The organism is Allobosea sp. GW821-FHT10B12 (genome assembly GCF_059415545.1).
The window spans coordinates 1-25,899 of the sequence record NZ_JBWKNL010000007.1 but is presented as its reverse complement, the minus strand read 5'-3'; the positions used below and the strand labels follow the sequence as shown (position 1 = coordinate 25,899).

The 25,899-nt window shown below is 66.5% G+C and carries 28 protein-coding genes; 21 read left to right on the top strand and 7 right to left on the bottom strand.

The window, feature by feature from the left end:
• Nucleotides 1–195: 195 nt before the first annotated feature.
• The 6 genes from AC07O0_RS22425 (at nucleotide 196) to AC07O0_RS22400 (ending at nucleotide 6,516) form a co-directional block, all read left to right on the top strand.
• A complete protein-coding gene (locus tag AC07O0_RS22425; RefSeq protein ID WP_494626281.1) occupies nucleotides 196–1,110 on the top strand; it encodes a branched-chain amino acid ABC transporter permease in 915 nt (304 codons plus the stop codon).
• A gap of 11 nt (nucleotides 1,111–1,121) precedes the next feature.
• Complete coding sequence (locus tag AC07O0_RS22420) at nucleotides 1,122–2,201, top strand: branched-chain amino acid ABC transporter permease (RefSeq protein WP_494625899.1); 1,080 nt, start codon at nucleotides 1,122–1,124, stop codon at nucleotides 2,199–2,201.
• 106 nt (nucleotides 2,202–2,307) lie between these two features.
• A complete protein-coding gene (locus AC07O0_RS22415; protein WP_494625898.1) occupies nucleotides 2,308–3,636 on the top strand; it encodes an ABC transporter substrate-binding protein in 1,329 nt (442 codons plus the stop codon).
• Between the two features lie 65 nt (nucleotides 3,637–3,701).
• Nucleotides 3,702–4,547, top strand: coding sequence for an ABC transporter ATP-binding protein (locus tag AC07O0_RS22410; RefSeq protein WP_494625897.1), 846 nt, complete (start codon nucleotides 3,702–3,704; stop codon nucleotides 4,545–4,547).
• A gap of 31 nt (nucleotides 4,548–4,578) precedes the next feature.
• Entirely contained in the window at nucleotides 4,579–5,262 is a 684-nt protein-coding gene (locus AC07O0_RS22405) for a zinc metallopeptidase (protein ID WP_494625896.1), read from the top strand.
• 21 nt (nucleotides 5,263–5,283) lie between these two features.
• On the top strand, nucleotides 5,284–6,516 hold the full coding sequence (locus AC07O0_RS22400) for a phenylacetate--CoA ligase family protein (protein ID WP_494625895.1): 1,233 nt from the start codon (nucleotides 5,284–5,286) through the stop codon (nucleotides 6,514–6,516).
• A gap of 180 nt (nucleotides 6,517–6,696) precedes the next feature.
• Here AC07O0_RS22400 and ung read toward each other — a convergent pair whose 3' ends face one another.
• Complete coding sequence (gene ung / locus AC07O0_RS22395; protein WP_494625894.1) at nucleotides 6,697–7,395, bottom strand: uracil-DNA glycosylase; 699 nt, start codon at nucleotides 7,393–7,395, stop codon at nucleotides 6,697–6,699.
• Nucleotides 7,392–8,912 carry a bifunctional metallophosphatase/5'-nucleotidase gene (locus AC07O0_RS22390; RefSeq protein WP_494625893.1) on the bottom strand — a complete coding sequence of 507 codons (1,521 nt, stop codon included), beginning with the start codon at nucleotides 8,910–8,912 and terminating at the stop codon, nucleotides 7,392–7,394. Before AC07O0_RS22390 ends, ung begins: the two co-directional genes overlap by 4 nt.
• A 172-nt stretch (nucleotides 8,913–9,084) precedes the next feature.
• On the opposite strand from AC07O0_RS22390, the gene hemH reads away from it, so the two are divergent.
• Nucleotides 9,085–10,122 carry a ferrochelatase gene (hemH, locus tag AC07O0_RS22385; protein WP_494625892.1) on the top strand — a complete coding sequence of 346 codons (1,038 nt, stop codon included), beginning with the start codon at nucleotides 9,085–9,087 and terminating at the stop codon, nucleotides 10,120–10,122.
• A gap of 111 nt (nucleotides 10,123–10,233) precedes the next feature.
• Here hemH and AC07O0_RS22380 read toward each other — a convergent pair whose 3' ends face one another.
• Nucleotides 10,234–11,133, bottom strand: coding sequence for an alpha/beta fold hydrolase (locus tag AC07O0_RS22380; protein ID WP_494625891.1), 900 nt, complete (start codon nucleotides 11,131–11,133; stop codon nucleotides 10,234–10,236).
• Between the two features lie 45 nt (nucleotides 11,134–11,178).
• Between AC07O0_RS22380 and AC07O0_RS22375 the strand changes: the two genes are divergently transcribed.
• From AC07O0_RS22375 to AC07O0_RS22360, 4 genes are all read left to right on the top strand, one after another.
• Nucleotides 11,179–11,676, top strand: coding sequence for a MarR family winged helix-turn-helix transcriptional regulator (locus AC07O0_RS22375; RefSeq protein WP_494625890.1), 498 nt, complete (start codon nucleotides 11,179–11,181; stop codon nucleotides 11,674–11,676).
• Nucleotides 11,677–11,767: 91 nt separating this feature from the next.
• Complete coding sequence (locus AC07O0_RS22370; RefSeq protein ID WP_494625889.1) at nucleotides 11,768–12,757, top strand: SPFH domain-containing protein; 990 nt, start codon at nucleotides 11,768–11,770, stop codon at nucleotides 12,755–12,757.
• A gap of 2 nt (nucleotides 12,758–12,759) precedes the next feature.
• Entirely contained in the window at nucleotides 12,760–13,200 is a 441-nt protein-coding gene (locus tag AC07O0_RS22365) for an NfeD family protein (protein ID WP_494625888.1), read from the top strand.
• Between the two features lie 371 nt (nucleotides 13,201–13,571).
• Entirely contained in the window at nucleotides 13,572–14,099 is a 528-nt protein-coding gene (locus AC07O0_RS22360; RefSeq protein WP_494625887.1) for a L,D-transpeptidase, read from the top strand.
• A 35-nt stretch (nucleotides 14,100–14,134) separates the two neighbouring features.
• Here AC07O0_RS22360 and AC07O0_RS22355 read toward each other — a convergent pair whose 3' ends face one another.
• The gene (locus AC07O0_RS22355) at nucleotides 14,135–15,082 is read right to left on the bottom strand and encodes a 2-hydroxyacid dehydrogenase (protein ID WP_494625886.1); all 948 of its coding nucleotides are present in this window, start codon (nucleotides 15,080–15,082) and stop codon (nucleotides 14,135–14,137) included.
• 238 nt (nucleotides 15,083–15,320) lie between these two features.
• On the opposite strand from AC07O0_RS22355, the gene AC07O0_RS22350 reads away from it, so the two are divergent.
• From AC07O0_RS22350 to AC07O0_RS22340, 3 genes are all read left to right on the top strand, one after another.
• A complete protein-coding gene (locus tag AC07O0_RS22350) occupies nucleotides 15,321–15,638 on the top strand; it encodes a DUF2853 family protein (protein WP_091841397.1) in 318 nt (105 codons plus the stop codon).
• A gap of 123 nt (nucleotides 15,639–15,761) precedes the next feature.
• Nucleotides 15,762–15,893: a hypothetical protein gene (locus AC07O0_RS22345; protein ID WP_280179052.1), complete on the top strand. Its 132-nt coding sequence runs from the start codon at nucleotides 15,762–15,764 to the stop codon at nucleotides 15,891–15,893.
• A 7-nt stretch (nucleotides 15,894–15,900) separates the two neighbouring features.
• Nucleotides 15,901–16,104 (top strand): hypothetical protein, encoded by a 204-nt coding sequence (locus tag AC07O0_RS22340; protein WP_494625885.1) that lies wholly within the window; start codon nucleotides 15,901–15,903, stop codon nucleotides 16,102–16,104.
• 6 nt (nucleotides 16,105–16,110) lie between these two features.
• Here the strand turns inward: AC07O0_RS22340 and AC07O0_RS22335 are convergent, their stop codons facing one another.
• A complete protein-coding gene (locus AC07O0_RS22335) occupies nucleotides 16,111–17,409 on the bottom strand; it encodes a class I SAM-dependent methyltransferase (RefSeq protein WP_494625884.1) in 1,299 nt (432 codons plus the stop codon).
• An 87-nt stretch (nucleotides 17,410–17,496) separates the two neighbouring features.
• Nucleotides 17,497–17,718 carry a DUF1674 domain-containing protein gene (locus AC07O0_RS22330; protein ID WP_494625883.1) on the bottom strand — a complete coding sequence of 74 codons (222 nt, stop codon included), beginning with the start codon at nucleotides 17,716–17,718 and terminating at the stop codon, nucleotides 17,497–17,499.
• Between the two features lie 109 nt (nucleotides 17,719–17,827).
• Here AC07O0_RS22330 and htpX point away from each other — a divergent pair, with 109 nt between their 5' ends.
• The 6 genes from htpX to AC07O0_RS22300 all read left to right on the top strand — a co-directional run bounded on the left by htpX (nucleotide 17,828) and on the right by AC07O0_RS22300 (nucleotide 24,371).
• Nucleotides 17,828–18,748, top strand: coding sequence for a zinc metalloprotease HtpX (htpX, locus tag AC07O0_RS22325; protein ID WP_494625882.1), 921 nt, complete (start codon nucleotides 17,828–17,830; stop codon nucleotides 18,746–18,748).
• A gap of 1 nt (nucleotide 18,749) precedes the next feature.
• The gene (locus AC07O0_RS22320; RefSeq protein WP_494625881.1) at nucleotides 18,750–20,081 is read left to right on the top strand and encodes an RsmB/NOP family class I SAM-dependent RNA methyltransferase; all 1,332 of its coding nucleotides are present in this window, start codon (nucleotides 18,750–18,752) and stop codon (nucleotides 20,079–20,081) included.
• A 57-nt stretch (nucleotides 20,082–20,138) separates the two neighbouring features.
• Entirely contained in the window at nucleotides 20,139–21,881 is a 1,743-nt protein-coding gene (locus AC07O0_RS22315; RefSeq protein WP_494625880.1) for a heparinase II/III family protein, read from the top strand.
• A 115-nt stretch (nucleotides 21,882–21,996) separates the two neighbouring features.
• Nucleotides 21,997–23,589 carry a bifunctional phosphoribosylaminoimidazolecarboxamide formyltransferase/IMP cyclohydrolase gene (gene purH, locus AC07O0_RS22310; RefSeq protein WP_494625879.1) on the top strand — a complete coding sequence of 531 codons (1,593 nt, stop codon included), beginning with the start codon at nucleotides 21,997–21,999 and terminating at the stop codon, nucleotides 23,587–23,589.
• 24 nt (nucleotides 23,590–23,613) lie between these two features.
• Nucleotides 23,614–23,892: a hypothetical protein gene (locus AC07O0_RS22305; RefSeq protein WP_494625878.1), complete on the top strand. Its 279-nt coding sequence runs from the start codon at nucleotides 23,614–23,616 to the stop codon at nucleotides 23,890–23,892.
• Complete coding sequence (locus AC07O0_RS22300; protein ID WP_494625877.1) at nucleotides 23,889–24,371, top strand: YbaK/EbsC family protein; 483 nt, start codon at nucleotides 23,889–23,891, stop codon at nucleotides 24,369–24,371. The genes AC07O0_RS22305 and AC07O0_RS22300 overlap by 4 nt, the downstream gene beginning before the upstream one ends.
• A gap of 3 nt (nucleotides 24,372–24,374) precedes the next feature.
• On the opposite strand, the gene AC07O0_RS22295 is transcribed toward AC07O0_RS22300, so the two are convergent.
• Nucleotides 24,375–25,181 carry a DUF72 domain-containing protein gene (locus AC07O0_RS22295; protein WP_494625876.1) on the bottom strand — a complete coding sequence of 269 codons (807 nt, stop codon included), beginning with the start codon at nucleotides 25,179–25,181 and terminating at the stop codon, nucleotides 24,375–24,377.
• A 149-nt stretch (nucleotides 25,182–25,330) separates the two neighbouring features.
• Between AC07O0_RS22295 and AC07O0_RS22290 the strand changes: the two genes are divergently transcribed.
• A complete protein-coding gene (locus tag AC07O0_RS22290) occupies nucleotides 25,331–25,753 on the top strand; it encodes a helix-turn-helix domain-containing protein (RefSeq protein ID WP_494625875.1) in 423 nt (140 codons plus the stop codon).
• The last annotated feature ends 146 nt before the right edge of the window (nucleotides 25,754–25,899 follow it).

Here is a 25,899-nt window from a genome sequence, read left to right as displayed (position 1 = left end):
CGCAAGCAAGGACAAGAGCGCAAAGGACATGAGCGCATGAGCGACATCGCCGCGCAGCCCGCGCCCAATCTCCTCGCCAATGGCTGGATCAAGGCCGGCCTGATCGTGATCGGGCTGATCGCCGCCGCGCTGATCGGCGCCCGCATCGACCCGACCGGCACGATCCACGCCATCTTCGTCGACCCGTTCAACCAGATGGCGCAGGCGCCGGACCTACTCGCCCAGACAATCTGGGAAGGTCTTGTCTCCGGCGTGCTCTATGCGCTGATCGCGCTCGGCTTCGTGCTGATCTTCAAGGCCTCGGGTGTCTTCAACTTCGCCCAGGGCATCATGGTGGTGTTCGCGGCGCTGACCCTGGTTGGCCTCTACGAGAAGGGGGTGCCGGCCTTCCTTGCGGTCATCCTGACGCTCGGCGTGATGTTCGCCCTCGCCGTGACGATCGAGCGCGTGGTGCTGCGCCCGCTGGTCAACCAGCCCGACATCATCCTGTTCATGGCGACCTTCGGGATCACCTATTTCCTGATCGGCTTCGGCGAATCCGTCTTCGGCGGCAGCCCCAAGCAGATGATCGCCGATCAGCTTTATCTACCGAAGGGCGCGATCGACCTGAAGATCCTTGGCGGCATCGTCTCGCTGCAGAAGATCGACATCGCCGCCGCCATCATCGCCTCGCTGATGATCGCCGTGCTGGCGCTGTTCTTCCAGTACACCCGGATCGGCCGCGCCCTGCGGGCAGTCGCCGACAGCCACAAGGCAGCGCTCTCGGTCGGCATCTCGCTCAACCAGATCTGGGTGATCGTCTGGTTCACAGCCGGCATCGTCGCGCTGATCACCGGCATCATGTGGGGTGCGCGCTCCGACGTCTCCTTCGCGCTCGAGATCGTGGCGCTGAAGGCGCTGCCGGTGCTGATCCTCGGCGGCTTCACCTCGATCCCCGGCGCCATCGTCGGCGGGCTGATCATCGGCATCGGCGAGAAGCTCGGCGAGTTCTACTGGGGCCCGCTGATCGGCGGCGGTATCGAGAGCTGGCTCGCCTACTTCATCGCCCTGGGTTTCCTGCTGTTCCGGCCGCAGGGCCTGTTCGGCGACAAGATCATCGAACGCATCTGAGAGGCTGACCCGTGTTCTACCGCGAAGCCGGCCAATACAAGACCAACTACGCCGCCGACATGGCCGTGTTCCCGCTCCGGCAGGACCGGATCGGCATCGCCGTCATCCTCGCGATCGCCTTCATCGGCATCCCGCTGATCGGCAACGACTTCTTCATCGCCTCGGTGATGATCCCGTTCCTGGTCTTCTCGCTGGCGGCGATCGGGCTCAACATCCTCACCGGCTATACCGGGCTGATCTCGCTCGGCACCGCCGCCTTCATGGGTGTCGGCGCCTATTCCTGCTACAAGCTGACCACCTTCTTCCCGGGCGTGAACATCATCGTCCTTATCCTGCTGTCCGGACTGTTCTCGGCCGCGATCGGCGTGCTGTTCGGCCTGCCCTCGCTGCGGATCAAGGGCTTCTACCTCGCCGTCGCCACGCTCGCCGCGCAGTTCTTCCTGCAATGGGCCTTCGTACGCGTGCCCTGGCTGTTCAACTACAATGCTTCCGGCGCGATCGAGGTGCCGCAGCGCACATTGTTCGGCCTGCCCATCACCGGCGCCGCGGCGACGGCCGAGACGCGCTATTTCGTCTGCCTCGGCCTCGTCGTGGTGCTGACCTGGTTTGCCTCGAACATCGTTCACGGCAAGCTCGGCCGCTCCTGGATGGCGGTCCGCGACATGGACATCGCCGCCGAGCTGATGGGCATCAAGCTGCTCAATGCCAAGCTCACCGCCTTCGCCGTCTCCTCCTATTTCGCGGGTGTGGCCGGGGCGATGATGATCTTCCTCTGGTATGGCGGCGGCGAAGCCAACGACGTCTTCACCATCCGCCTCTCCTTCACCATCCTGTTCATGGTGATCATCGGCGGCCTCGGCTCGCTGATCGGCTCCTTCTTCGGCGCCGCCTTCCTCTCGGCCCTGCCGACGGCGCTGAAGTTCGGCCTGCCGGCGCTGGGTGTGCCGATCGGCGGCGCCACGGCCGAGCACGTCACCTTCATGCTGGTCGGCGCGCTGATCATCATCTTCCTGATCGTCGAGCCGCACGGGCTGGCGCGCCTCTGGCAGATCGGGAAGCAGAAATTGCGGACGTGGCCCTTCCCCTATTGAGGCGGGGGAGCAGGACCCAAGGACAACGACCTGCCGCGGTCTTCAAGCGGCGGGCAAACGAAGACGGGACGGCTCGGCCGGACCCGGCAACCACGGAGGAAGGCCTATGAAAACGAGCAGCATCATCAGGAGCGTCGCCGTCGGCGCGCTTCTTGCCGCCGGTGCGATCGCCGCCCCGGCCAATGCGCAGGAGACGATCTACTTCTCCAACAACGCCTATCGCACCGGCCCGTTCTCGGGCTCGGGCATCCCGATCGGCGACGGCATGCGCGACTACATCAACATGATCAACGAGCGCGACGGCGGCGTGAACGGCGTCAAGATCATCTATGAGGAATGCGAGACCGGCTACGACACCAAGAAGTCGATCGAGTGCTACGAGCAGGTCAAGTCGAAGACCATCGTCTACAGCCCGTGGTCGACCGGCGCGACGCTGGCCGCGATCCCGCGCGCCCATGTCGACAAGCTGCCGATCCTGTCGATGGCCTATGGCCTCTCGGCCTCGGCCGACGGCACCAACTTCCCCTGGGTCTTCATCCCGCCGCTGACCTATTGGGACGGCGCCTCGGTGATGGTGAAGCACATGGCCAACGAGCTCGGCGGCATGGACAAGCTCAAGGGCAAGAAGCTCGGCCTGATCCATCTCGACGCACCCTTCGGCAAGGAGCCGATCCCGGTGCTCGAGAACCTCGCCAAGAAATACGGCTTCGAGCTCAAGCTCTATCCGGTGGCGGCGGCCGACATGCAGAACCAGGGCTCGCTCTGGCTCTCGATCCGGCGCGACCGGCCGGACTTCCTCTACAACCAGGGCTGGGGCGCGATGAACCCGACCGCGGTCAAGGAAGCGATCAAGAACAATTTCCCGATCAACAAGCTGGTCGGCGTCTGGTGGGCCGGCGGTGACGACGACGCCCGTGCGGGCGGCGCCGAGGCCAAGGGCTATCGCTCGCTGAACTTCAACGCGGCCGGCCAGAACTTTCCGGTGATCCAGGACATCCTCAAGCATGTCGTGGAGAAAGGTAAGAGCACGACGCCGAAGGAGAAGGTCGGCGAGAACCTCTACAATCGCGGCGTCTACAACTCGATGCTCGTCGTCGAGGCGATCCGCACCGCGCAGAAGCTGACCGGCAAGAAGGTGATCACGCCCGAGGACATGCGCCGCGGCCTGGAAAACCTGAACGTCGACGAGGCCCGCCTCAAGGAAATCGGCATGGCCGGCTTCGCCTCGCCGGTGAAGGTCAGCTGCACCGACCATTCCGGCCACCACAAGGCCTATGTCGCCGAATGGGACGGCACCAAGTGGACCCAGAAGGGCGACTGGATCGAGCCGATGAAGGACGAGGTCCGGCCGCTGATTGAGGCCAACGCCAAGGACTATGTCGAGAAGGCCGGCAATTGGCCCAAGCGCACCGAGCCCTGCGAGAAGTCGTCCTGATCTGAAACTCCGGGCGGCGGCCTGCACCGCCGCCCGGTCACTCCCGTCCGACAGCGGAGCGCAAGATGTCGACCGCCACCCTCGAGAAGCCCGCAGCCGCTGCGGCGACGGACACGATCCTGTCGCTGAACAATATCGAGGTGATCTACGATCACGTCATCCTGGTGCTGAAGGGCGTCTCGCTAACCGTGCCGCGCAAGGGCATCGTCGCGATCCTCGGCGCCAACGGCGCAGGCAAGACCACGACGCTGAAGGCGATCTCCAACCTGCTCAAGGCCGAGCGCGGCGAGGTCACCAAGGGCTCGATCGTCTTCGACGGCGAGCGGGTCGACAAGATGTCGCCGAACGAATTGGTTCGCCGCGGCTGCATCCAGGTGATGGAAGGCCGGCACTGCTTCGGCCATCTCTCGATCGAGGAGAACCTCCTGACCGGCGCCTTCACCCGCCGCGATGGCAATGCCGCGATCAGGCGCGATCTCGAGCGGATTTACGAGCTGTTCCCGCGGCTGAAGCAGCGCCGCAATTCGCAGGCTGGCTACACCTCCGGCGGCGAGCAGCAGATGTGCGCCATCGGCCGCGCCATGATGAGCAAGCCCAAGATGATCCTGCTCGACGAGCCGTCCATGGGACTGGCACCGCAGATCGTCGAGGAGATCTTCGAGATTGTCCGCCAGCTCAACGACAGCGAGGGTGTCTCCTTCCTCGTCGCCGAGCAGAACACCAACATGGCGCTGCGCTACGCCACCTATGGCTACATCATGGAGACCGGCCGCGTCGTCATGGACGGCGAGGCCAAGATGCTGCGCGAGAACGAGGACGTGAAGGAGTTCTATCTCGGCGTCGCCGAGGGCAACAAGAAGTCCTTCCGCGAGGTCAAGAGCTACAAGCGCCGCAAGCGCTGGCTGTCATAGTCCGGCCCGTTTCGGCGGGGCAATTTGGCCCATGCTCTACCTCATCATCGCCCTCGTGATCCTCGCGCTGATCCTCGGTCCGCAATTCTGGGTCCGCCACGTCATGGACAGGCACGCCGCCGACAGGCCCGATCTGCCCGGCACCGGGGGCGAGCTCGCGCGGCATCTGCTCGACCGCTACGGGCTGGACAGGGTCGCCGTCGAGACGACCACGCCCGGCGGCGACCATTACGATCCCGATGCCCGCACTGTACGGCTCTCGCCGAAGAACCATGACGGCCGCTCGATCACGGCGGTCGCCGTCGCCGCCCACGAGGTCGCGCACGCCATCCAGCATGCGCAGGGCAGCCAGCTCTTTGCTCTGCGCACCCGTCTCGCCCGCTTGCTGGGCACGGTCGACAAGATCGCCATGGTGGTGCTGGTCGCGGTGCCGATTGTGCTGATCTTCACGCGGGTGCCGGCGATCGGCCTGTTCCAGTTCGGCGCCGTCGTCGCTTTGCTCGGCCTCGGCGTCGTCGTGCACCTACTGACGCTACCGGTCGAGTTCGACGCCAGCTTCGGCAAGGCGCTGCCGATCCTCGACCACGACCAATACCTGCATCGCGACGACATGCCGGCGGCGCGCGGCGTGCTGCGAGCGGCGGCGATGACCTATGTCGCGGCCTCACTGATGGGGCTGCTCGATTTCCTGCGCATCCTGCGCGTCTTCCGTTAGGCGACCTCAAGGGCAAGAGCGATGAGCGAGCACTTCGACGATCTCGAGACCCGGCCGCCCGAGCAGCGTGCGGCCGACCTCTTCGCCAGGCTGCCCAAGGTGCTCGCCGCTGCGCTGGCGACGCCGGGCTATGCGGCGCATCTCCGGGGCGTCGACCCCGCTGCAATCACCGACCGCGCCGCGCTCGCCAAGCTCCCGGTGTTGCGCAAGGCCGACCTGCCGCCGCTGCACAAGGACAGCCCGCCCTTCGGCGGCCTCACCACTGCGCCGCTCGGCTCCTTCGGCCGGCTCTTCACCTCGCCCGGCCCGATCTTCGAGCCGGAGGGCACCGGCAGTGACCCCTGGGGTACCGCCCGCGGCCTCTATGCTGCCGGCTTCCGCAAGGGGGACGTCGTGCTCAACACCTTCGGCTACCACCTGACGCCGGGCGGCTTCATCATGGATTCGGCCGCACGCGCCATCGGCTGCGCCGTCATTCCGGCCGGCCCGGGCAATACCGAACAGCAGATGGAGGTGATCGGCGCCTACCGGCCGAGTGCCTATACCGGCACGCCGGACTTCCTCAAATTGCTGATCGAGGCAGCCGACAGCCGCGGCGTCGACACCTCCTGCCTCAAGCGCGCCATCGTCTCGGGCGCTGCCTTCCCGCCTTCGCTGCAGGCCTGGGTGCGCGAACGCGGCATCGACGCCTATCAGCTCTACGCCACCGCCGATATCGGCCTGATCGCCTATGAGACCGGCGCCCGCGACGGCATGGTGCTGAACGAGAATCTGATCGTCGAGATCGTCCGGCCCGGCACCGGTGATCCCGTCAGTGAGGGCGAGGTCGGCGAGATCGTCGTCACCAATCTCGACCCGCATCACCCGCAGATCCGTCTCGCTGTCGGCGATCTCACGGCGATCCTGCCCGGTGTCAGCGCCAGCGGGCGTACCAATCAGCGGATCAAGGGCTGGCTCGGCCGCGCCGACCAGACGGCCAAGGTCAAGGGCATGTTCGTGCGGCCCGAGCAGGTCGCCGAGATCGCCCGCCGCCATGCCGAGATCGCCAAGCTCCGCCTCGTCATCGGCCGCGCCAACGAGCTCGACACGATGACGCTGAAGGCCGAGATCTATGCCGAACCGAAGGGCTTCATCGACGCGGTCTCCTCGACCCTGCAGCAGGTAACCAAGCTGAAGGGTTCGGTCGAGGTGCTACCGCTCGGCGCCCTGCCCAACGACGGCAAGGTCATCGCCGACGAACGGCCGGTAGGGTAGTCGCCCGCCCTCGTCGGAAAGAACGCGGGGAACCCTCTCCTGGAAGGAGAGGGCAGGGTGAGGTGTAGGCGGCCGGACCAGCTCCGCGAGCGCCGATCGCGCGGTTGGGTTCAGGTAAGCGATTCAGCTCCGAACACCTCACCCCTACCCCTCTCCTTCCAGGAGAGGGGATCCCGCGCCTCACCAGTCGATGGTTGGCTGTCCTTTGGCCTTCAACCACGTATTCGCCTGGCTGAACGGCCTTGAGCCGAAGAAGCCGCGCCGCGCCGAGAGTGGCGAGGGATGGGCGCTGGCGATGACGAGATGCCTGCTCTCGTCGATCAGGGACCGCTTGGCCTGCGCCGGAGCGCCCCAGAGCATGAAGACGACATGCTGCCGCCGCTGCGAGACGGCAGCAAGGATCTCGTCCGTCACCGCGCGCCAGCCGAGCTTGAGATGTGAGCCGGCCTGCGTCGCGCCCTCGCGCACCGTCAGCGCGGTGTTCAGCAGCAGCACGCCCTGCGTTGCCCAAAGCGAAAGATCGCCACTGACAGGCGCAGCGAGGCGGAGGTCCTCGGCCCGCTCCTTATAGATGTTGATCAGTGACCGCGGCAGCGGCGGTGGTCCGACATAGGAGAAGGCGAGTCCATTGGCATGGCCGGGCGTCGGATAAGGATCCTGGCCGAGGATGACGACCCTGACATCGTCGAGCGGTGTCAGCGTGAGCGCCGCCAGGAAGCGCTCCGGCGCCGGCGCCACGACATGGCCAGCGTTGCGCTCGGCGTCGACGGCGGCGCAGGCGCGCGCCACCGTGCCGTCGCGGAAGACGGAGAGATCGCGCCAGAAAGCGGAAGCCGGCGCGGCCAGGAAGGCGTCGAGCGCCGCGCGATAGCCACTCACTTCAGGACGGCCCGGCCCTCGACCTTGGCCTCGACCGTGCCGAGCCGGCGGACATAGACCATCACCTCATTGGCCATCAGCTTGCCGTCGGTCAGGCCGATCAGCGTCTTGCCGCGGCCGAGCGCGGTGTAGCCGTCGCCACCCGTCAGCATGAAGTTGTTGGTGGCGACCGTGTATTTGCCGGCCGGATCGATCTCCTTGCCGTCGACCTTGACCGAGGTGACGCGCGAGCCCTGCGGCTGCTTGAGGTCGGCCTCGAAGGTGAGGCCGGACACCACCGGGAAGCGGCCCGAGCCCTGCGGCGCATCGCGCAGGCCGTTTTCGATCGCGTCCTTCACGTCCTTGCCGGTGATCTCGACCATGGAGGTCGCATTGCCGAAGGGCAATTCGCTCAGCACGTCGCGCCGCGTCAACTTGTGGCCGGCCGGGTATTGCTTGTTGGCGCGGATGCCGCCGGCATTGGTGATGGCGAGCTGAGCGCCGGTCGCCGCCCTGATCGCATCGGCGATCAGGTTGCCGATGGCCGTCTCCTGCGTGCGGATCACGCCGGTACGGGAATCGAGCGGGGCGCCCAGCGTCGCGATCTCGATGTCGAGCTCCTTCGACAGCTCGCTCTCATAGCCCTTGACGATAGCAGCGACCTCGGGGTCGGGCGTCGCGGCGCGGCTGTCGTTGACGCGGAAGGTCGGCGTCCACTCGACCTTGCGATTCGCGCCCTCGCCCGACGCCTTGGCGGCGATATCGATCGCGGTGACGTAATTGCCCTCCTCGTTCGACTCGACCATCACGACCTTGCCGTCATAGGCGATGGCGAGGTCATGGTCGTGGCCGGTGAGCAGGATGTCGACCACGCGCGAGCGCACGATTTCGTAGTCCATCGCCCGGTCGGCATGCACCACCGCGACGAGGATGTCGGCGCCCTCGCCCTTGAGCTTGCGCGCCTCGCGCCGCAGCGCCTCCATGGTCGAGGAGAATTTGAGGTCGCCGGGATTGGAGAGCTGCGGCGTCGGGTCGAAGGTCGTGCCGATCACGCCGACCTTGATGCCGCCGAGCTCGAAGATCTGCGAATCCTTGTGGCCCGGCAGCGGGTTGCCAGCGGCGTCACGCAGATTGGCCGCGAAGGTCGGGTAGCTCTGGGCGGCGGTGAGCTTGAGATAGTTCTCCTTGCCGAAGTCGAACTCGTGATTGCCTGGCACGAAGACGTCGATGCCCATCTTGTTCTGCATCGCGACGATATGGGCGCCCTGGTCGAAGCCCGACATCAGCGAGGGCGAGTAGCAATCGCCGGCATGGCAGAACAGGACAGGGACGCCGCGCGCCCGCTCGGCCTTGGCGATGCCGGCCGCCCGGGCGAAGCCGCCTTTGCCCTTGTCGTCGCTCATCTTGTAGATGTCGTTGACCAGCAGCAGCGTGAAGCTCGCCGGCGGCGTCTGCGCCTTCGCAATCGGCGCGGTGGCGGCAAGGGCTGCGGGAGCGCCGAGAACGCGGAACGCGTGGCGGCGGGTCATCTTGGTCATCGGCGCGAACCCCTGCGGTTTTGATTTGGTCCAAGAGTTTTGATTTCGACAGAGACTAGCAAGAGCCTAGCCGGCTTGCGAGACCCCTGCTTACGCAGTGTCGCACCCCGCATGGCCCGACTGGACGAAAACCGTAACTCGTCTAAATCACAGCCGAACGAAAGCGGATGTGATGAACCTCAAGCCGAGTTTGCCGCCCGACCACGCCACCATCAAAAGCGGCCGCATCGGCGTGCTCTTGATGAATCTCGGCACGCCCGAGGGCACGAGCTACCGGCCGATGCGGGCCTATCTCAAGGAATTCCTCTCCGACCGCCGCGTCATCGAGGAACCGCGCTGGAAATGGTGGCCGATCCTCAACCTGATCATCCTGTCGACGCGCCCGAGCCGCAAAGGCAAGGACTACGCCTCGATCTGGAACAATGAGCGCAATGAGGGGCCGCTCAAGACGATCACCCGCTCGCAGACCGAGAAGCTCGCCGAGCGGCTGAAAGGCGAGGCTGGCGACCGGATCACCGTCGACTGGGCGATGCGCTATGGCCTGCCGGATGTGAAGAGCCGCCTGAAAGCCCTGCTCGACCAGGGCTGCGACCGCATCCTGCTGGTGCCGCTCTATCCGCAATATGCCGCGCCGACCTCGGCGACCGCCTGCGACCAGGCGTTCCGCGCCCTGATGGAGATGCGCTGGCAGCCGACCGTGCGGGTCGCCCACCCCTATTATGCCGACCCGACCTATATCGACGCGCTCGCGGCCTCGATCCGGGCTTCGCTCGGCAAGCTCAGTTTCGAGCCGGAGGTGATCCTCTGCTCGCTGCACGGTATGCCGAAGGAGTACCTGCTCAAGGGCGACCCTTATTATTGTCAGTGCGCCGTCACCGCCCGGCTGTTGGGCGAGAAGCTCGGCCTCTCCGAAGAGCGCTTCCGTCTGACCTTCCAATCGCGCTTCGGCCCCGACGAGTGGCTGCAGCCCTACACCGACGAGACCGTGAAGGCGCTGGCGCTGGCCGGTACCAAGTCGCTGGCCATCGTCGCACCTGGCTTCTCGGCCGACTGCCTGGAGACGCTCGAGGAGCTCGACGTCGAGAACCGTGAGATCTTCATGCACAATGGCGGTGAGAAGTTCGCCTATCTGCCCTGCCTGAACGATTCCGAGGAGGGAATGCAGGTGATCGAGGCGGTGGTGCGCCGGGAGCTGATGGGCTGGGTGTGACTCTGACGTCATGCTCGGGCTTGACCCGAGCATCTCAGGACAAGAAGGCGCCCTGACGTTTCCGAGATTCTCGGGTCTGCGCTTCGCTCCGCCCGAGAATGACGGCTGCGGCTACCCCACCACGAACCGCGTCACGCCCTCCAGCACCGGTTTCGCCTGCAAGATCCGCCGGTGGCCGAGCCCGCTCGTCTCCTGCAGCGTCACGAACGGCCCCGCCGCTGCCAGCGCTTCGGCGTGGTGGAAATCGAGCTCCCGGTCCTGCCGGTCGTGGATCACCAAGGTCGGCAGGCCGATCGCCTCCAGTTGCCCGCGCCCCTCGAAGGCCTCGACCGGGTTGCCGGCGACGCTGTGAATGCGGCGCTCCAGCGCCGCCTGACCGCGGCGGCCGAGGCCGATCGTCGCGCCGAAATTGCGGGTGATCGTCGTGACCGAGGAGGGCGCTGCGACCAGAGCGAGCCGGCCTGCCCTGACCCGCGGCTGCCCTGGAACGCTGCGGGCGAGGCCCGCCAGCGCGATCGCACCGCCGAAGGAATGCGCCACGATCGCATGCACCGGCGCAAAGACGCGCGCCACGGCGGCGAGCGCAGCGACGCCGAGCGGGATGTTGAGCTCGGCACCCGTCGAGGTCCCATGCGCCGGCATGTCGAAGGCGACGACGCGGAAGCCCTGCGCCAGCAATGGCTGGACGAAAGCGGTCATGAACGCCGCCTCGCTGTTCCAGCCATGCAAGAGGATCACCGTCGGCGCCGGACCATCGCCATCTTGCAAGCGAGGCTCCGGTTCGAACAGATAGGTGCTGACCGTCCCGCACGGGTAGGATACCGCCTGTCGGATCGCCGGCGCGAGCCGGGCGCGGGCGGCGATGATCGCCTTGCCGGTCCGGCTCTGTGGGCCGGGCGGGCGCGGCGGGGTACAGAAGAGCTTGAAGGCGGCGCGCCCGGCGGTGCGCGGGGCGATGAAGCTGCCGATGCGGATGAGAGGGCGAATGACGCGAAGGGCTGCGCTGGGCATGATCGAAAACCCTGTTCGTTCAGTCTTGAACTATTATGTTCAGCCATGAACAAAATGCAAGAGCCGATTTCCGCACCGGCAGCTGAGCAGGGCAGCACCGCGAAGTCGGGACTGCCCTGGGAGCTGCCGCGCTTCAAGAACTGGCTTGCGGTCGCGCGCATGCACCAGCTCTGGAAGAAGGTCTTCTCCGAGGCCCTTGCCCCGCTCGGGATTCAGCTCGCGCATTACGACGTTCTTGCGAACGTCTTCCGCACACCCGGGCTGACCCAGCAGGCGCTGGCCGAGAAACTGCTTGTCGGCCGCAGCGCCATGAGCATGCTGCTGCCCGAACTCGAGCGCCGTGGCCTGATCGAGCGCCGGAACGACGACACCGACCGCCGCGTGCGCCGGCTCTGGCTGACGCAGGAGGGCGAGGCGCTGACCCGCAAGGCGCTGGCGATCCACACCAACAAGATCGAGGCGATGATGGGCGTCCTCAGCGATGAGGAATGCAACAGCGTCGGCGAGATGATGTGGCGCGTGGTCAAATATCTGGAGCGCTGACCCCGACGAGGCTCCAGGCGAGCTTGCATCAGAATTTCGCAAAGATCGGCTTGATGAACGGCGACTGCGCCGAGGCTGGAGAAGGGACGAGATGGGCTCGCAAGGATTGGATATCGCCACGGTCGCGCTGATCATGCTGGTCATCGCGGTCGTCATCGCGATCGCGCTCGGCGTGCGCACCGTGCCGCAGGGCTACAACTTCACCGTCGAGCGCTTCGGGCGCTATTCGCGCACGCTCGGCGCCGGCCTCGGCCTGATCATCCCGCTGTTCGACCGGATCGGCCATAAGGTCAATGTGATGGAACAGGTGCTCGACATTCCCTCGCAGGAGGCGATCACCAAGGACAATGCCGGGGTACGCATCGACGCCGCCGCCTTCTATCAGGTGCTCGACGCCGCCAAGGCCTGCTACGAGGTCTCGCATCTCGATCAGGCGCTGATGGTCCTGACCATGACCAATATCCGCACCGTGGTCGGCTCGATGGACCTCGACCAGCTGCTCTCGCATCGCGATGAGATCAATGAGCGGCTGCTGCGGGTGATGGACGCCGCCGCCTCGCCTTGGGGCGTCAAGGTCACCCGCATCGAGATCAGGGACATCCTGCCGCCGGCCGACATCGCCGGCGCGATGAACCGCCAGATGAAGGCCGAGCGCGAAAAGCGCGCCGCCGTGCTCGAGGCCGAAGGCCAGCGTCAGGCCGAGATCCTGAAGGCGGAAGGCCAGAAGCAGTCGCAGATCCTCGCCGCCGAGGGCCGCAAGGAAGCCGCGCTGCGTGACGCCGAGGCGCGCGAGCGTCTGGCCCAGGCCGAAGCGAATGCGACCGCCATGGTCAGCGAGGCGATCAGCCGCGGCGACATCCAGGCCGCCAACTTCCTGATCGCCGAACGTTACACCGATGCGCTGAAGGCGATGGCGAGCGCCCCCAACAGCAAGGTGGTGATCGTGCCGGTCGAAGCCGCGGCGCTCGCCGGCACCGTCGGCGGCATCGCCCAGCTCACCAAGGCTGTCTTCGGTGACGACGCCGCGCCGGCGAGCCGGCGCGTCGGCTCCGTCCCCGCTGCGGGCCGCACGGAGGGCTGAACATGCTCGACTGGTTCTCCAGCGGCTGGGTCTGGATCGTGCTCGGGCTCGTCCTGGTCGGCGGCGAAATGCTGGCGCCGGGCGTCTTCCTGCTCTGGTTCGGCCTCGCTGCCCTGCTGACCGGCGGGGTCGTCGGCCTCACCGGCCTCGCCTGGCAGGGTGCCCTGCTCGTCTTTACAGTGCTCGCCATCGTCTGCGTGCTCGCCGGCCGCGCCATCACGCGACGGCGCAGCGACGAGCCCGACATCGCCGCGGGCCTGAACGATCGCGGCCGCCAGCTCATCGGCAAGGTCTTCAAGCTGGAGGCGACCATGGCTGGGGGCGAAGGCCGCATCCGCGTCGGCGATTCCTCATGGCGCGTCACCGGTCCCGAACTGCTCGCAGGCACCGAAATCCGCGTCGTGCGGGTCGAGGGCGCGACGCTCGTGGTCGAGAAGGCCTGATTCCGTCTCCCACGCATTTCCCGCGAACACCACGGGAGCGCTTAACGGGCCGTTCACGCCGGTCATTGTCACTCGTGGACCGCAGCAGCCGGTTCCGTCATTGACAGGGCCGGCGCCGCCAGACCTCGGCTCGCGGCGCCGGAGGTATCCGTCATGAGCACCCCGCACGGTCCGATCGACCTCGCCCTCGCCGCCTTGCTGTCGCTGCTACTCGCCACGCTTGTGTTCGGCGGCGCCATCGCTTGAGAATAGCGGCCAGTTAAGCCCGGATTCATTCTGAATCGCAGGTTCACCATGCTGCTGAACCCGCGATTCACCGGCTGTTCGACCAAATCGGCCTCCGAAGCGTTCAGATGCGCAAGGAGAAGGTCATGGCAGGCCGGCACGGACCGATCGATTTCATCATCGCGGCAGCAATTTCGCTGCTGATGCTGCTGGCAATGCGCCCGGCCCAGGCGCGCGAGGTCGTCGACTTCCCCGACTACCGCTACCAGCCCGGCACCATCCTGATCCGTACCACCGAGCGCAAGCTCTACTACATCGCGGCACCGGGCCAGGCGCTGCGCTACACCATCGCCGTCGGCAAGGCCGGCAAGCAGTGGCGCGGCGTCAAATATGTCGAGGAGCTCGTGGTCGAGCCGGCCTGGAGCCCGCCGGCCGAGGTCAAGCGCGACAACCCGCGGCTGCCGGACGTGATACCCGGCGGCGCTCCCAACAACCCGATGGGTGCGCGCGTCATCGGCCTTGGCCCCGGCGGCCAATACGCCATTCACGGCACCAATAATCCGCGCTCGGTCGGCACCGCCGCCTCCTATGGCTGCTTCCGCATGCACAACAGCGACGTGATCGATCTCTACGCCCGCGTCCGCATGGGCACGCCGGTCGTCGTGATGCCCTGACGGCTGGCGCGACGGCGACCTCCTCCGCGCACCGCCTAGATCGCAACCGGCGACAATAGCGGCCGGCCGGCGAAAAACGCCTCGAGATTGGCGAGCAGCAGCTCCTGCTGGGCGATCTGCGCCGACTCGGCGTTCGCTGCGATATGGGGCGTCAGCACCACGTTCTCCAGCGCCTTGAGCCGATCGGGAACGACCGGCTCGTGCTCGTAGACGTCGAGCGCCGCGCCCGCGATCGTGCCGTTCTCCAGTGCCTCGATCAGCGCTGCCTCATCGACCGCAATCCCACGCGATATGTTGACGAGATGGCCCTGCGGGCCGAGCGCGCGCAGGATCCCGGCATCGATCGCATGCCGCGTCTCGCTGCTCGCGCGGACAGAGACCACCAGGATGTCCGCCCAATTGGCGAGGCCAAGCAGGCTGTCGTGATACTGATAGGGCAGCTCCGGCCGTGGCGAGCGGTTGTGATAGCCGATTGTCATGTCGAAGGCGGATGCGCGCGTCGCGATCCGCTGGCCGATCGCACCGAGCCCGAAAATCCCGAGCTTGCGCCCGGCCAGGCCCGGCACATGCGCCATGCGCTCGATCGCATTGCCTTGCCAGCGGCCGGCCCGCAGGAAACGTTCGGCGGCGCCGATCTGCCGGGCGCTCGCCAGCATCAATCCCATCGCAAATTCGGCAACGCTCGTCGCATTGGCGTCGGCGGCATTGCTGACCAGGATGCCACGCGCCCGGGCAGCGGCCCGCTCGATCCCTTCATTGCCGGTGCCGTAGCAGGCGATGAGACCAAGATTGGGCAGGGCCTCGATCAGGGCAGCGTCCGTTTTCCAGGTGCCTATCGTCAGGAGCACGCGCGCTGCTGCCGCTCCCACCGGCAGCGCATCCGGCCCGGAATGAGACATCGGCCCCAACACCTCGTACCGCTCCTCCAGACGCGCAAGCAGGCGCGCCGGCATACGTGGCGCCATCAGGATCGTCGGCTTCATGGCTGAAAGATCTCCGGGACGAATGCTGCATCGCAGCACTTGCGCGCGCAGGCTTCAACAACCCCAGGCGCCGGCCTGCCATATCGCAGATGCAACCCGGAAAACGCCGAGCAATCGCCGGGATTTTTTCGCATCCGCGCCTCTCGCCTGCGACAAAAAAGCCGGATATCGTTTTCCGTGGCGGTTAACGCTGACGTCAGCGCGCCGTCGAACCGATATGTCTTCAGAGGGGTACCCGATGGATCATCTCGCCGACGTCAAGAAGTTCGCCAAGAAGCCCGTGAACGAGGCCGCCTTCGCTGGCATGAGCAAGGCCTATGCGTTGGTCATGAGCAAACCCGACACCCGCTATGTCGCCTGCTCGGACCCCGCCGAACTCGAACGCGTCCGCGAGAACTTCCTGAAGAAGAAGCTCGGCTTGAAGAGCGCCGACCTCGACGCCACCGTCAAGGCGACCTGCGACCACATGAAGGCCGACAAGACCAAGTCGCGCCTGACCTTCTACTATCTGCTGGCCGAACATTACGGCAAGCTCGACGCCTTCGTGAAGAAATAAGCCTGAAAGCCTGGCTTGACCTGATGGCGCCCCTCCGGGCGCCATTCGCATTTTCAGAGTCTATCGCGAAAACTGCACAGAGCGCCGCAAGACCGAACACGAACGATCCGCTTGGGGGTTTCGATGTTCACGCTGTCCCGCTCCGTCCTCTCCGGCCACGCCCAGACGCTCTTTACCGTCGCCGAGGCCACCTTCGCCTCGATGATCGTCTTCGGTGCGGGCCTCGCCTTCGGCGCCACGATCGGCTTCTTTTGAGGCGGCCATGCCGACCGTGGCCACCTCAACCACCCGTCCGCATTTCAAGATCGGGCGTGATCGCGAGGGCCACTGGATCGCAGTCGAAACGCATGGCCGCGGCGGCGGTTATTTCCGCAGCCGGGACGATGCCCTGCATTATGCCCGCGCCGAGGCTGGCGCTGGCGCCGTGACGGTCAGCAATCGCCCGCTCGCTTTGCGCCTCTCCTGACAGCGCTCAACGATAGAGATCGACCCGCGTCAGCGGCAGGCCGGATAACCCTTTGCGCCGCTTCGAGACCAGCGTCTGGTTGATCAGCGCCCCGCCGCGTTCGAAGGCGAGCGAGCAGCCGGCGAGATAGATCAGCCACATCCGCGTCCGCTCCGGCCCGACTTCCGCTTCCGCCGCAGCCTTGTTCGCGTTCAGTCGCTCGAACCACAGCCGCGTCGTGCGCTGATAGTGCTCGCGCCAGCCTTCGACATCGTGGACCTCGAAGCCGTAGCGTTCGAGATTGGCGATCGACATGCCGAGATGATCGAGCTCTCCACCCGGGAAGATATAGCGCACCAGAGCCCGGTACTCGGCCGGCATCTTGTTGAAGGCCTTCTCGGTCTTCTTGGCACGCCGCGAGATCGAATGGTGCAGATACAAGCCCCGCGGCTTGAGCAGCCGGTTCACTGCCTGAAAATAGGTCGGATGGTTGCGGATGCCGACGTGCTCGAACATGCCGATCGAGGAAATCTTGTCGAACTCCCCCTCCATCTGGGTGAAATCCTTGAGATGGAGCGTGACCTTGCCCTGAAGCCCGAGCGCCTCGACCTTCTCCCGCGCCAGCTTGAGCTGCTCCTCCGCCAGCGTCACGCCATGCGCCTCGACGCCGTAATGCTGGGCGGCGTAGCAGACCAGCGCGCCCCAGCCACAGCCGATGTCGAGCAGCTTGTCGCCCGGCTTCAGGCGCAGCTTGCGACAGATCATCTCGAGCTTGTCGGTCTGCGCCCGCTCAAGGTCCTGATGGTCCTCAGTGAAGTAGGCGCAGGTGTAGACCATGCGCTCGTCGAGGAAGAGCCGGTAGAACGCGTTCGAGACATCGTAGTGATGGGCGATATTGGCCTTGTTCGTCGCAGGCTTGCCGTCGCGGGCGATCTCGTCGCCCTTGATGTGCTGCACCGCCTGCGGCGCCCGGCCCGGTGCGAAGATGAAACGCCTGACCACATCGAACACCGCCGCCTTCGAAATGCCGCGCGCCAGTCGGCCGACCTTGCCGTCAGGGCGCGCCGCAGCGAGATCGAAGATCGAGCCGTTCTCGATCGCGATCCGGTCGGAGACGTGCAGATGCAGCAGCGTGTCGAGCTTCGGCTTGCGCAGCAGCGCCGCGACGACGCCGGCATCGCGGATCGCGATCATCAGCCCATCCGCCGGCCACTCAGCTGGAACGCGCGAGCCGTCCCAGAGCGAGAAGCCGAGCTTGAGACCGAGCTTCTGGTACGCTTCGGTCAGGAGCCGCCGCAGCGCCTCGATGCGTTTGTCGTCACTCATCCCGGATACAGCCATTTGCAGACATATCGTCTTTGGCCGCCCTGAGACGAGTTGGCAACGGGCCGAACGACATGGGTTCCCAGTCGTTCAGAAATCGCTGGCGATGCCCTTCACTTCCCAGTCGTCATAGCGCACCGGCTCGAGACCGCCGCGCCCGTCGACTTCCTTCTGCTGCTTGAGTTCGGCCGCCTTGGCGTCGATCGCCGCGCGGCGCGCCTGCGCCTCCGCCAGCGCGCGTTGGGCCGCCGGTGACAGCGCCTTCGCGGGGGCGGGCGTCGGAGCTTCGTCCGTCTTCGTCTGCGAAGTCATGGTCGGCCATTCTCTTGCAGGATCGGCATCATCCCCACCACATAGGGACGAAACCGCGTTCCGGCGAGCCTTTCCGCACCGGAGCACTCAGATCGCAAGGGGTCCACGCATGAACTATGCCCGTACCGGCATGCTGATGGCAGCGCTGACCGCGCTGTTCGGCGCGGTCGGCTTCCTGCTCGCCGGCACCGGCGGCATGCTGATTGCGCTTGGCATCGCGGTCGCAACCAACCTTTTCAGCTACTGGAATTCCGACCGGCTGGCGCTCTCTGCCTACAACGCGCAAGAGGTCGATGAACGCAGCGCCCCCGAACTCTACCGGATGGTCCGCGACCTCGCCCAGCGCGCCAGCATGCCGATGCCGCGCGTCTACCTCATCCAGGAGGATCAGCCGAACGCCTTCGCCACCGGCCGCAACCCGCAGAACGCCGCGGTCGCCGCCACCACCGGCATCATCCGCACCCTGAGCTATGACGAGCTCGCCGGCGTGATGGCGCACGAGCTCGCCCACATCAAGAATCACGACACGCTGACCATGACGATCAGCGCCACCATGGCCGGCGCGATCTCGACCCTCGCCTCCTTCGGCATGTTCTTCGGCTCGCGCGACAATCGCCCCAACGTCATCGTCCAGATCGCTCTGATGATCCTCGCCCCGCTGGCGGCGACCATCATCCAGATGGCGATCTCGCGCTCACGCGAATACGAGGCCGACCGGATCGGTGGCGAAATCTGCGGCAATCCGGTGGCCCTTGCCGACGCGCTTGCCAAGATCGCCGGCGGCGTCTCCCACATCCCGAACGAGACGGCCGAGGCGAAGCCTGCTACGGCGCACATGTTCATCATCAATCCGCTCTCAGGCCGTGGCATGGATTCACTGTTCTCGACCCACCCCGACACCGGCAACCGCATCGCCGCGCTGATGGAGCAGGCGCGCGCCATGGGCGTCGGCGCGAGCCGCGGCGGATTCACGAGCGGCGCGAGCCAGAACCCTTTCGCCGGTGGGCGCGAGCCCGGGCCCTGGGGCTGACATGGTGAAGGTGCAGAGCCAGTCCTTCAGCGACGATGTACCCGGTCTCGCCGCGCGCCGCCTTGCCGCGGCGTTGATCGACGAAGTGCTGCGCGCCGGCACGGCGCTGGACGAGACCTTCGAGAGGATGGCGCAGGCGGCGGGTCTGGAGCCCGCTGATGCCGGGCTGGCGCGCGCGATCGCGACTGTCGCCTTCCGCCGTCTCGGCACGATCCGCAACGTGATCGACGCGCGGCTCGAACGCGGCAGCCCGCGCAAATCCGGCCCGTTCGAGCCGATCATGGTCGCGGCTGCGGCGCAGCTGCTCTTTCTCGACGTGCCCGATCACGCGGCGGTCGATCTAGCCATCCGCCAATTGCACGAGGACGCCCGCTCCTCCCGCTACACCTCGCTCGCCAACGCCGTGCTGCGGCGGCTGGCGCGCGAGCGCGAGGCCATCCTCGCCGAGCTCGATCCGCTGACCGATACGCCGGATTGGCTGCGCGAAAGCTGGACGCAGACCTACGGCCCCGATGTCGCTGCCGCGATCGCAGCGGCCCATGCCGAGGAGCCGCCGCTCGACCTGACCGTGAAATCCGATCCGGCCAACTGGGCTGGCAAGCTCGACGGCGTCGTCCTGCCGACGGGCTCGGTGCGCCTGCGCGGGCGCGAGGCGGTCACCGGCCTGCCAGGCTTCAGCGAGGGGGGATGGTGGGTGCAGGATGCCGCCGCCGCGCTTCCCGCCCAGCTCCTGAACGTCAGGCCCGGCGAGCGTGTCGCCGATCTCTGCGCCGCGCCGGGCGGCAAGACCGTGCAGCTCGCGCAAACGGGCGCACAGGTCACCGCGGTCGACCGTTCCGGCCCGCGCCTGCGCCGGCTCAAGGCTAATCTCGACCGTCTCGGGCTGGAAGCTAAGGTCGTCACCGCCGACGCCGCAACCTTCGAGGCAGAGCCCTTCGACGCTGTCCTGCTCGATGCGCCGTGCAGTGCCACCGGCACGATCAGGCGCCATCCCGATGTCGCCTGGACCAAAATGCCGGAGGATGTCGCCAAGCTCGCCGCACTGCAGACGCGCCTGCTCGACCGGGCGGCCGAGCTCACCAAGCCGGGCGGACGCCTCGTCTACTGCACCTGCTCGCTGGAGCGGGAAGAGGGTGAGGCGCAGGTCGAGGCTTTCCTGGCACGCACGCCGGGCTTTGCACGCGATCCAATCAAATCTGTGGAAATCGGCGGCCAGGCTGAAGCCCTGACGCCACAAGGCGAATTGCGCACGCTGCCGCACCAGCTCGCCGGTGAGACGCCACGCCTCTCAGGATGGGCAGGATTTTACGCTTGTCGCCTGATAAGATTATGACTTGATCGGGATTCGCCTCCGTAAGGAGGCGGCGGGACGGCGAGGCAACGGGATTCATTGAACGGCTGGTCGGAGCGAGGAGGCCTGGCGCGGGCAGCCATCGGCAGGGCGGCGCGGCGCACGCGCGGCCAGGTCGCCGGTGCCAAGCGCGCGCTCTGGCCATTCGGCCGCCTGCGCGCCAGCCGCCTGCTCTTCGCTCCGCATGACCTGCGCACCGCCGACCCGACCACGGCGAGCGACATCTATGCCGGCTATTTTGCCCTCTCCGGCCGCACCGTGAACTGTCATGGCGCCTCGCCCTTCCTGGTCGAGCCGCCGAGCGAGGCCTGGGCCGAGGCGCTGCACGGCTTCGTCTGGCTGCGCCACTTGCGCGCCGCCGACACGGCGATTGCCCGCGCCAATGCCCGCGCCCTCGTCGACGAATTCATCGCCCGCCGGCATGACCGCGACGAGATCGCCCGGCGTCCGGCAGTGATCGCGCGGCGGCTGATGTCGTTCCTGTCGCATTCGCCGCTCCTGCTCGAAGGCGCCGACCACGCCTTCTACGAACGCTTCATCCGTCATGTCGCCCAGACGGCCGAGCGGCTGCAGCTCGCGCTCGCCGGCGCCGTCGAAGGGGCAGCGCGGCTGCAATGCCTGATCGCGATCTGCTTCGCCGCCATCTGTCTCGACGGTCAGGAGCGGCGGCTACGCCGCTACGAGGTGGCGCTCTCCGACGAGCTGGAACAGCAGATCCTGCCCGATGGCGGCCATCTCAGCCGCAATCCCCGCATCCTCATCGACCTCCTGCTCGATCTCCTGCCGCTGCGCGAAACCTTCACTGCACGCGGCCTCGAAACCCCGCGTAGCATCATCATGGCAATCGACCGGATGATGCCGCATCTCAAACTGTTCCGGCATGGCGACGGCGCACTCGCTCTGTTCAACGGCATGAATGCGACACCGCCCGATCTGATGGCGACGCTCGCCGCCTATGACGATGTCCGCGCCCGGCCGATCGAGCACGCCGCCTATTCCGGCTATGACCGGCTGAGCGCCGGAACAAGTATCATCGTCGTCGAGGCCGGGCCGCCGCCGCGCGGCGCCAACTCGATCGAGGCCCATGCCGGCTGCCTCTCCTTCGAATTGTCGGCCGGTTCGCAGCGCATCGTGGTGAACTGCGGCGCCAGCCGCTTCGGCACGCCCGAGCTCAGGCTCGCCGCCCGCGCCACCGCCGCCCATTCGACCGTGACGCTCGATGACCGCTCCAGCGCCGTTTTCGGATTGGTGCTCGGCGAAAGGCGGATCACCGCAGGGCCGGCCGATGTCCGCGTCGCCCGTCACGATGGCGAAGACGGCCATGAATGGGTCGGCAGTCATGACGGCTACCGCCGCGCCTTCGGCACTGTCCATACCCGTCGCCTGCTGCTGTCCCGCAATGGCAGTGAGCTCGTCGGCGAGGATTCGCTCAGCTCACCAGCCGCTCTGGCGAGCTTGCCGGCGGCGGCACGCTTCCATCTGCATCCCAACGTCAAGCCGAGCCTGATCCGCGATGGCGAAGGCGCGCTGCTGGCCCTCCCTTCCGGCGAAATCTGGGCGTTCGAAGCCTCGGGCCTGCGCGTCGCCCTCGAAGAGAGCATCTTCTTCGCCGCCGCCGACGGCCGCCACAAGACGGCACAGCTCGTCGTCGAGTTCGACGCTGTCGCGACGCCGCAGGTCGTCTGGCGCTTCGCCCGCCTCGGCACGCCGGCGCAGCGCGCCACCAGGACCGGGGCGGCCCGGCAGGAACAGGCCGAAGCCGAGCCCGATCTGCCGCTCTGACCTTTCCGCAGGGCAAGGCTGCAACGCCTTGTGCTTTGCAGCAAAGCCCGGGCGTGATAGGGCGCGCGCGAGTATTCCGCGCCTCGCGCTCATCAACCCGGACCTGATCCTTCCCATGCCGAACGAACTCCGCCGCGTCGAACGCGCGCTGCTTTCCGTTTCAGACAAGACCGGGCTGATCGATTTCGCCCGCGCCCTCTCGCGCCTGGGCATTGCCCTGGTCTCGACCGGCGGCACCGCCAAGGCGATTGCGGAAGCCGGCCTCGCCGTCACCGACGTCTCGGACCTGACCGGTTTCCCCGAGATGATGGACGGCCGCGTCAAGACACTGCATCCCAAGGTCCATGGCGGCCTGCTTGCGGTCCGCTCGCATCCCGAGCACCAGGCCTCGATGCTCGGCCACGGCATCGCGCCGATCGACCTGCTCGTCGTCAACCTCTACCCGTTCGAGGCGACGGTCGCCGCCGGCAAGCCCTATGACGATTGCATCGAGAACATCGACATCGGCGGCCCGGCGATGATCCGCGCCGCCGCCAAGAACCACAACGACGTCGCCGTCGTGGTCGAGGCATCCGACTATGCCGCCGTGCTGGCCGATCTCGAGACGCACAAGGGGGCGACCACGCTGACCCTGCGCCGCAAGCTCGCGCAGAAGGCCTATTCGCGCACGGCCGCCTATGACGCGGCGATCTCGAACTGGTTCGCCAACGAGCTCGGCGACACCTCGCCGGCGTTCCGGGCGCTCGGCGGCAGCCTCGCCGAGACCATGCGCTATGGCGAGAACCCGCATCAATGGGCCGCCTTCTACCGCACGCCGGAGCAGCGCCCGGGCGTTGCCACCGCCCGCCAGATCCAGGGCAAGCAGCTCTCCTACAACAACATCAACGACACCGACGCCGCCTTCGAATGCGTCGCCGAGTTCGATCCCGCCCGCACCGCCGCCTGCGTCATCGTCAAGCACGCTAACCCCTGCGGCGTCGCCGAGGGCGGCTCGCTGCTCGAAGCCTATGAGCGGGCCCTCGCCTGCGACCCCGTCTCGGCCTTTGGCGGCATCGTCGCACTGAACCGCAAGCTCGACGCCGAAGCGGCGAAGAGGATCGTCGAGATCTTCACCGAGGTGATCATCGCCCCCGAGGCGGATGAGGAGGCGATCGCGCTCGTCGCCGCCAAGAAGAACCTGCGCCTGCTGCTGACCAGCGGCTTGCCGGATGTCCGCAAGGCGGGCCTGTCGCTACGCACCGTCGCCGGCGGCTTCCTGGCGCAGGCGCGCGACAATGCCGTGGTCGACGACATGGAGCTCAAGGTCGTGACCAAGCGCCAGCCGAGCGAGGCCGAGCTCGCCGATCTGCGCTTCGCCTTCCGCGTCGCCAAGCACGTCAAGTCGAACGCCATCGTCTACGCCAAGAGCCTCGCCACGGTCGGCGTCGGTGCCGGCCAAATGAGCCGGGTCGATTCCTCGCGCATCGCCGCCTGGAAGGCCGGCGAGGCTGCCAAGGCGGCCGGTGTGCCCGAGAGCCTGGCCAAGGGCGCGGTCGTCGCCTCCGACGCCTTCTTCCCCTTCGCCGACGGCCTGCTTGCCGCGGCCGAGGCCGGCGCCACCGCGGTGATCCAGCCCGGCGGCTCGATGCGCGACGACGAGGTGATCAAGGCCGCCGACGAGGCCGGGCTCGCCATGGTCTTCACCGGCCATCGCCATTTCCGGCACTGAGACGACAAGCGGGGAGACGCCGGCATGCACACCGTCAAGGTCATCGCCGCCGGCTTCGCCTTGCTCGGCGTCCTGCTCCTGATCGCGCCGCGGCTGAACACGGGCGGACGGCACCCGATCGTCTTCGCGATGAAGCTGTTCATCCCGCTCTGGTTCGTCGTCTCGGTGATCAACCTGATCGTCGGCATCACCCGGGCCGGCTACAGCTTCCTGCAGGAGGCCCCGATCCTGCTCGTCGTCTTCGGCGTGCCGGCGCTGGTAGCTTCGCTGATCTGGTGGCGCTTCGGAAGGAATGTGTCGTGAGCCTTGAATCCGTCCGCGCCTTCTTCGCCGAGCACGCCCCCGATATCGCGATCCTCGAAACCGAAGGCAGCAGCGCCACGGTGACGCTGGCGGCTGAGGCCTTCGGCGTCGAGCCGGCCCGCATCGCCAAGACCCTGTCCTTCCGCCTCGGCGAGCGCGTCGTCCTGCTGGTCACGCGCGGCGATGCCCGCCTCGACAACAGGAAGACCAAGGCGGCCTTCGGTACGAAGCCGCGCATGCTGGATCTCGACGAGGTCGTCGCCATCACTGGCCATCCGGTCGGCGGCGTCTGCCCGTTCGGGCTGCCGACCCCGCTGCCGGTCTATTGCGATGTCTCGCTGAAGATCTTCGACGAGGTCGTGCCGGCCGCCGGCTCGACCCAGACGGCGGTACGCATCAGCCCGGAGCGGATGGCGGCGCTCACGGGCGCGCAATGGGTCGATGTCTGCCAGGAGCCCGCGGCCTTGGCTGCGCAGTAGTCCTCAACCGCCGACGCGCTCGATCAGCGCCATCGCCGCGGCGGGATTGCGGACCTTGTCGCCGCTGATGACATAGAGGAAGACGTCGCGCGGCGTCTTCTCCGCGACGGGTGCGACCAGCTCCAGATCATCCGGTGCACCGCCATCGGCCCAGTGCTTGGCTCGGCCAGCCCAGGCGTCGAGCTGCTTGGTCGGATAGCCCTGCGCTTCCGCCTCCTTGGTGCCCATGACCCGCGCATAGACGAAGGGCGCGGTGACGTCGGCGATCTGAGGGAAATCGGAATCGCCGGAGGTGATCGCCGCGACGCCGTACTCGCGCAGCAGCGCGACGAAGTCGGGCGTGCGGAAGCTCGGGTGGCGTACCTCGACGGCATGGCGCAGCGTGATGCTGTCGACCTCCTTCGGCAACAGCTTCAGGAAGGCCTCGAAATCGGCGGGGTCGAAGGCCTTGGTCGCCATGAACTGCCAGTTGATCGGGCCGAGCTTCTCCTTGAGCTCGCTGAGGCCGGAGGTCACGAACTTCTCGACCGAAGGGCCGGCCTCGGCCAGCACGCGGCGATTGGTGCAGAAGCGCGAGCCCTTCAGCGCGAAGACGAAGCCATCTGGCGTCTCCGCCCGCCATTTGGCGAAGCTTTCCGGCTTCTGCGAGCCGTAATAGGTGCCGTTGATCTCGATCGAGGTCAGCTTGCTCGACGCATATTCGAGCTCGCGCTTCTGCGAGAGCTTGTCCGGGTAGAAGGTGCCGCGCCAAGGCTCGAATACCCAGCCGCCGATGCCGATATGGATCTGTCCGGCTGCCTTGGTGGCCATGGCGAACTCCTGAAGATTTCCACTGGAGACATAAAGCCGGGCGGCTGTCGGACTATGACAGGATAGGCCATGGCGTTGCCAGCTCAACTCAACCTTGACTATACGTCATAGGGTGATGCACGCTATGGGAATGGCGCGAGGGAATGCCGATGGAGCGCGATGGAGGGGCCTTTTTTGATCGCATAATCGGCGAACATCTCCGGCGTCAGCGAATTGAACTGAGGCTGAGCCAACGGGAGGTTGCCCAGGCGATCGGTATCAGTCGCCAGCTTTATGCCCGCTACGAACGCGGGCTGAGCCGAATCAGCGCGGGAATACTGAAACAACTCTCCAAATTCCTTCGCATAACTTTGGAGCGTCTTTACGCCGGCGTTGCCTCAGCCATAGCGACAAACGGTTTCGCTGAAGCCGAGCAGGCAAGGTACGCATCAAAGCCTCTGGCCGCTCAATCTAAAGAGCTTGATCGGGCTTTTCGGCGGATAAAGGATCCGAAAATTCGGGACTACGCCATCGACATGGTTGGTTGGTTGGCCGCGCACGAGGAAGCGGGGCGGCCTGGCGGCGAGGGCTGACTGGCGGTACTCCGGACGCGCGAAAGCCCCGGTCGCGTTCAGCGTTCCGGGGCTTGTGTTTATTTGTGATTTGGTTGCGGGGGCCAGATTTGAACTGACGACCTTCAGGTTATGAGCCTGACGAGCTACCGGGCTGCTCCACCCCG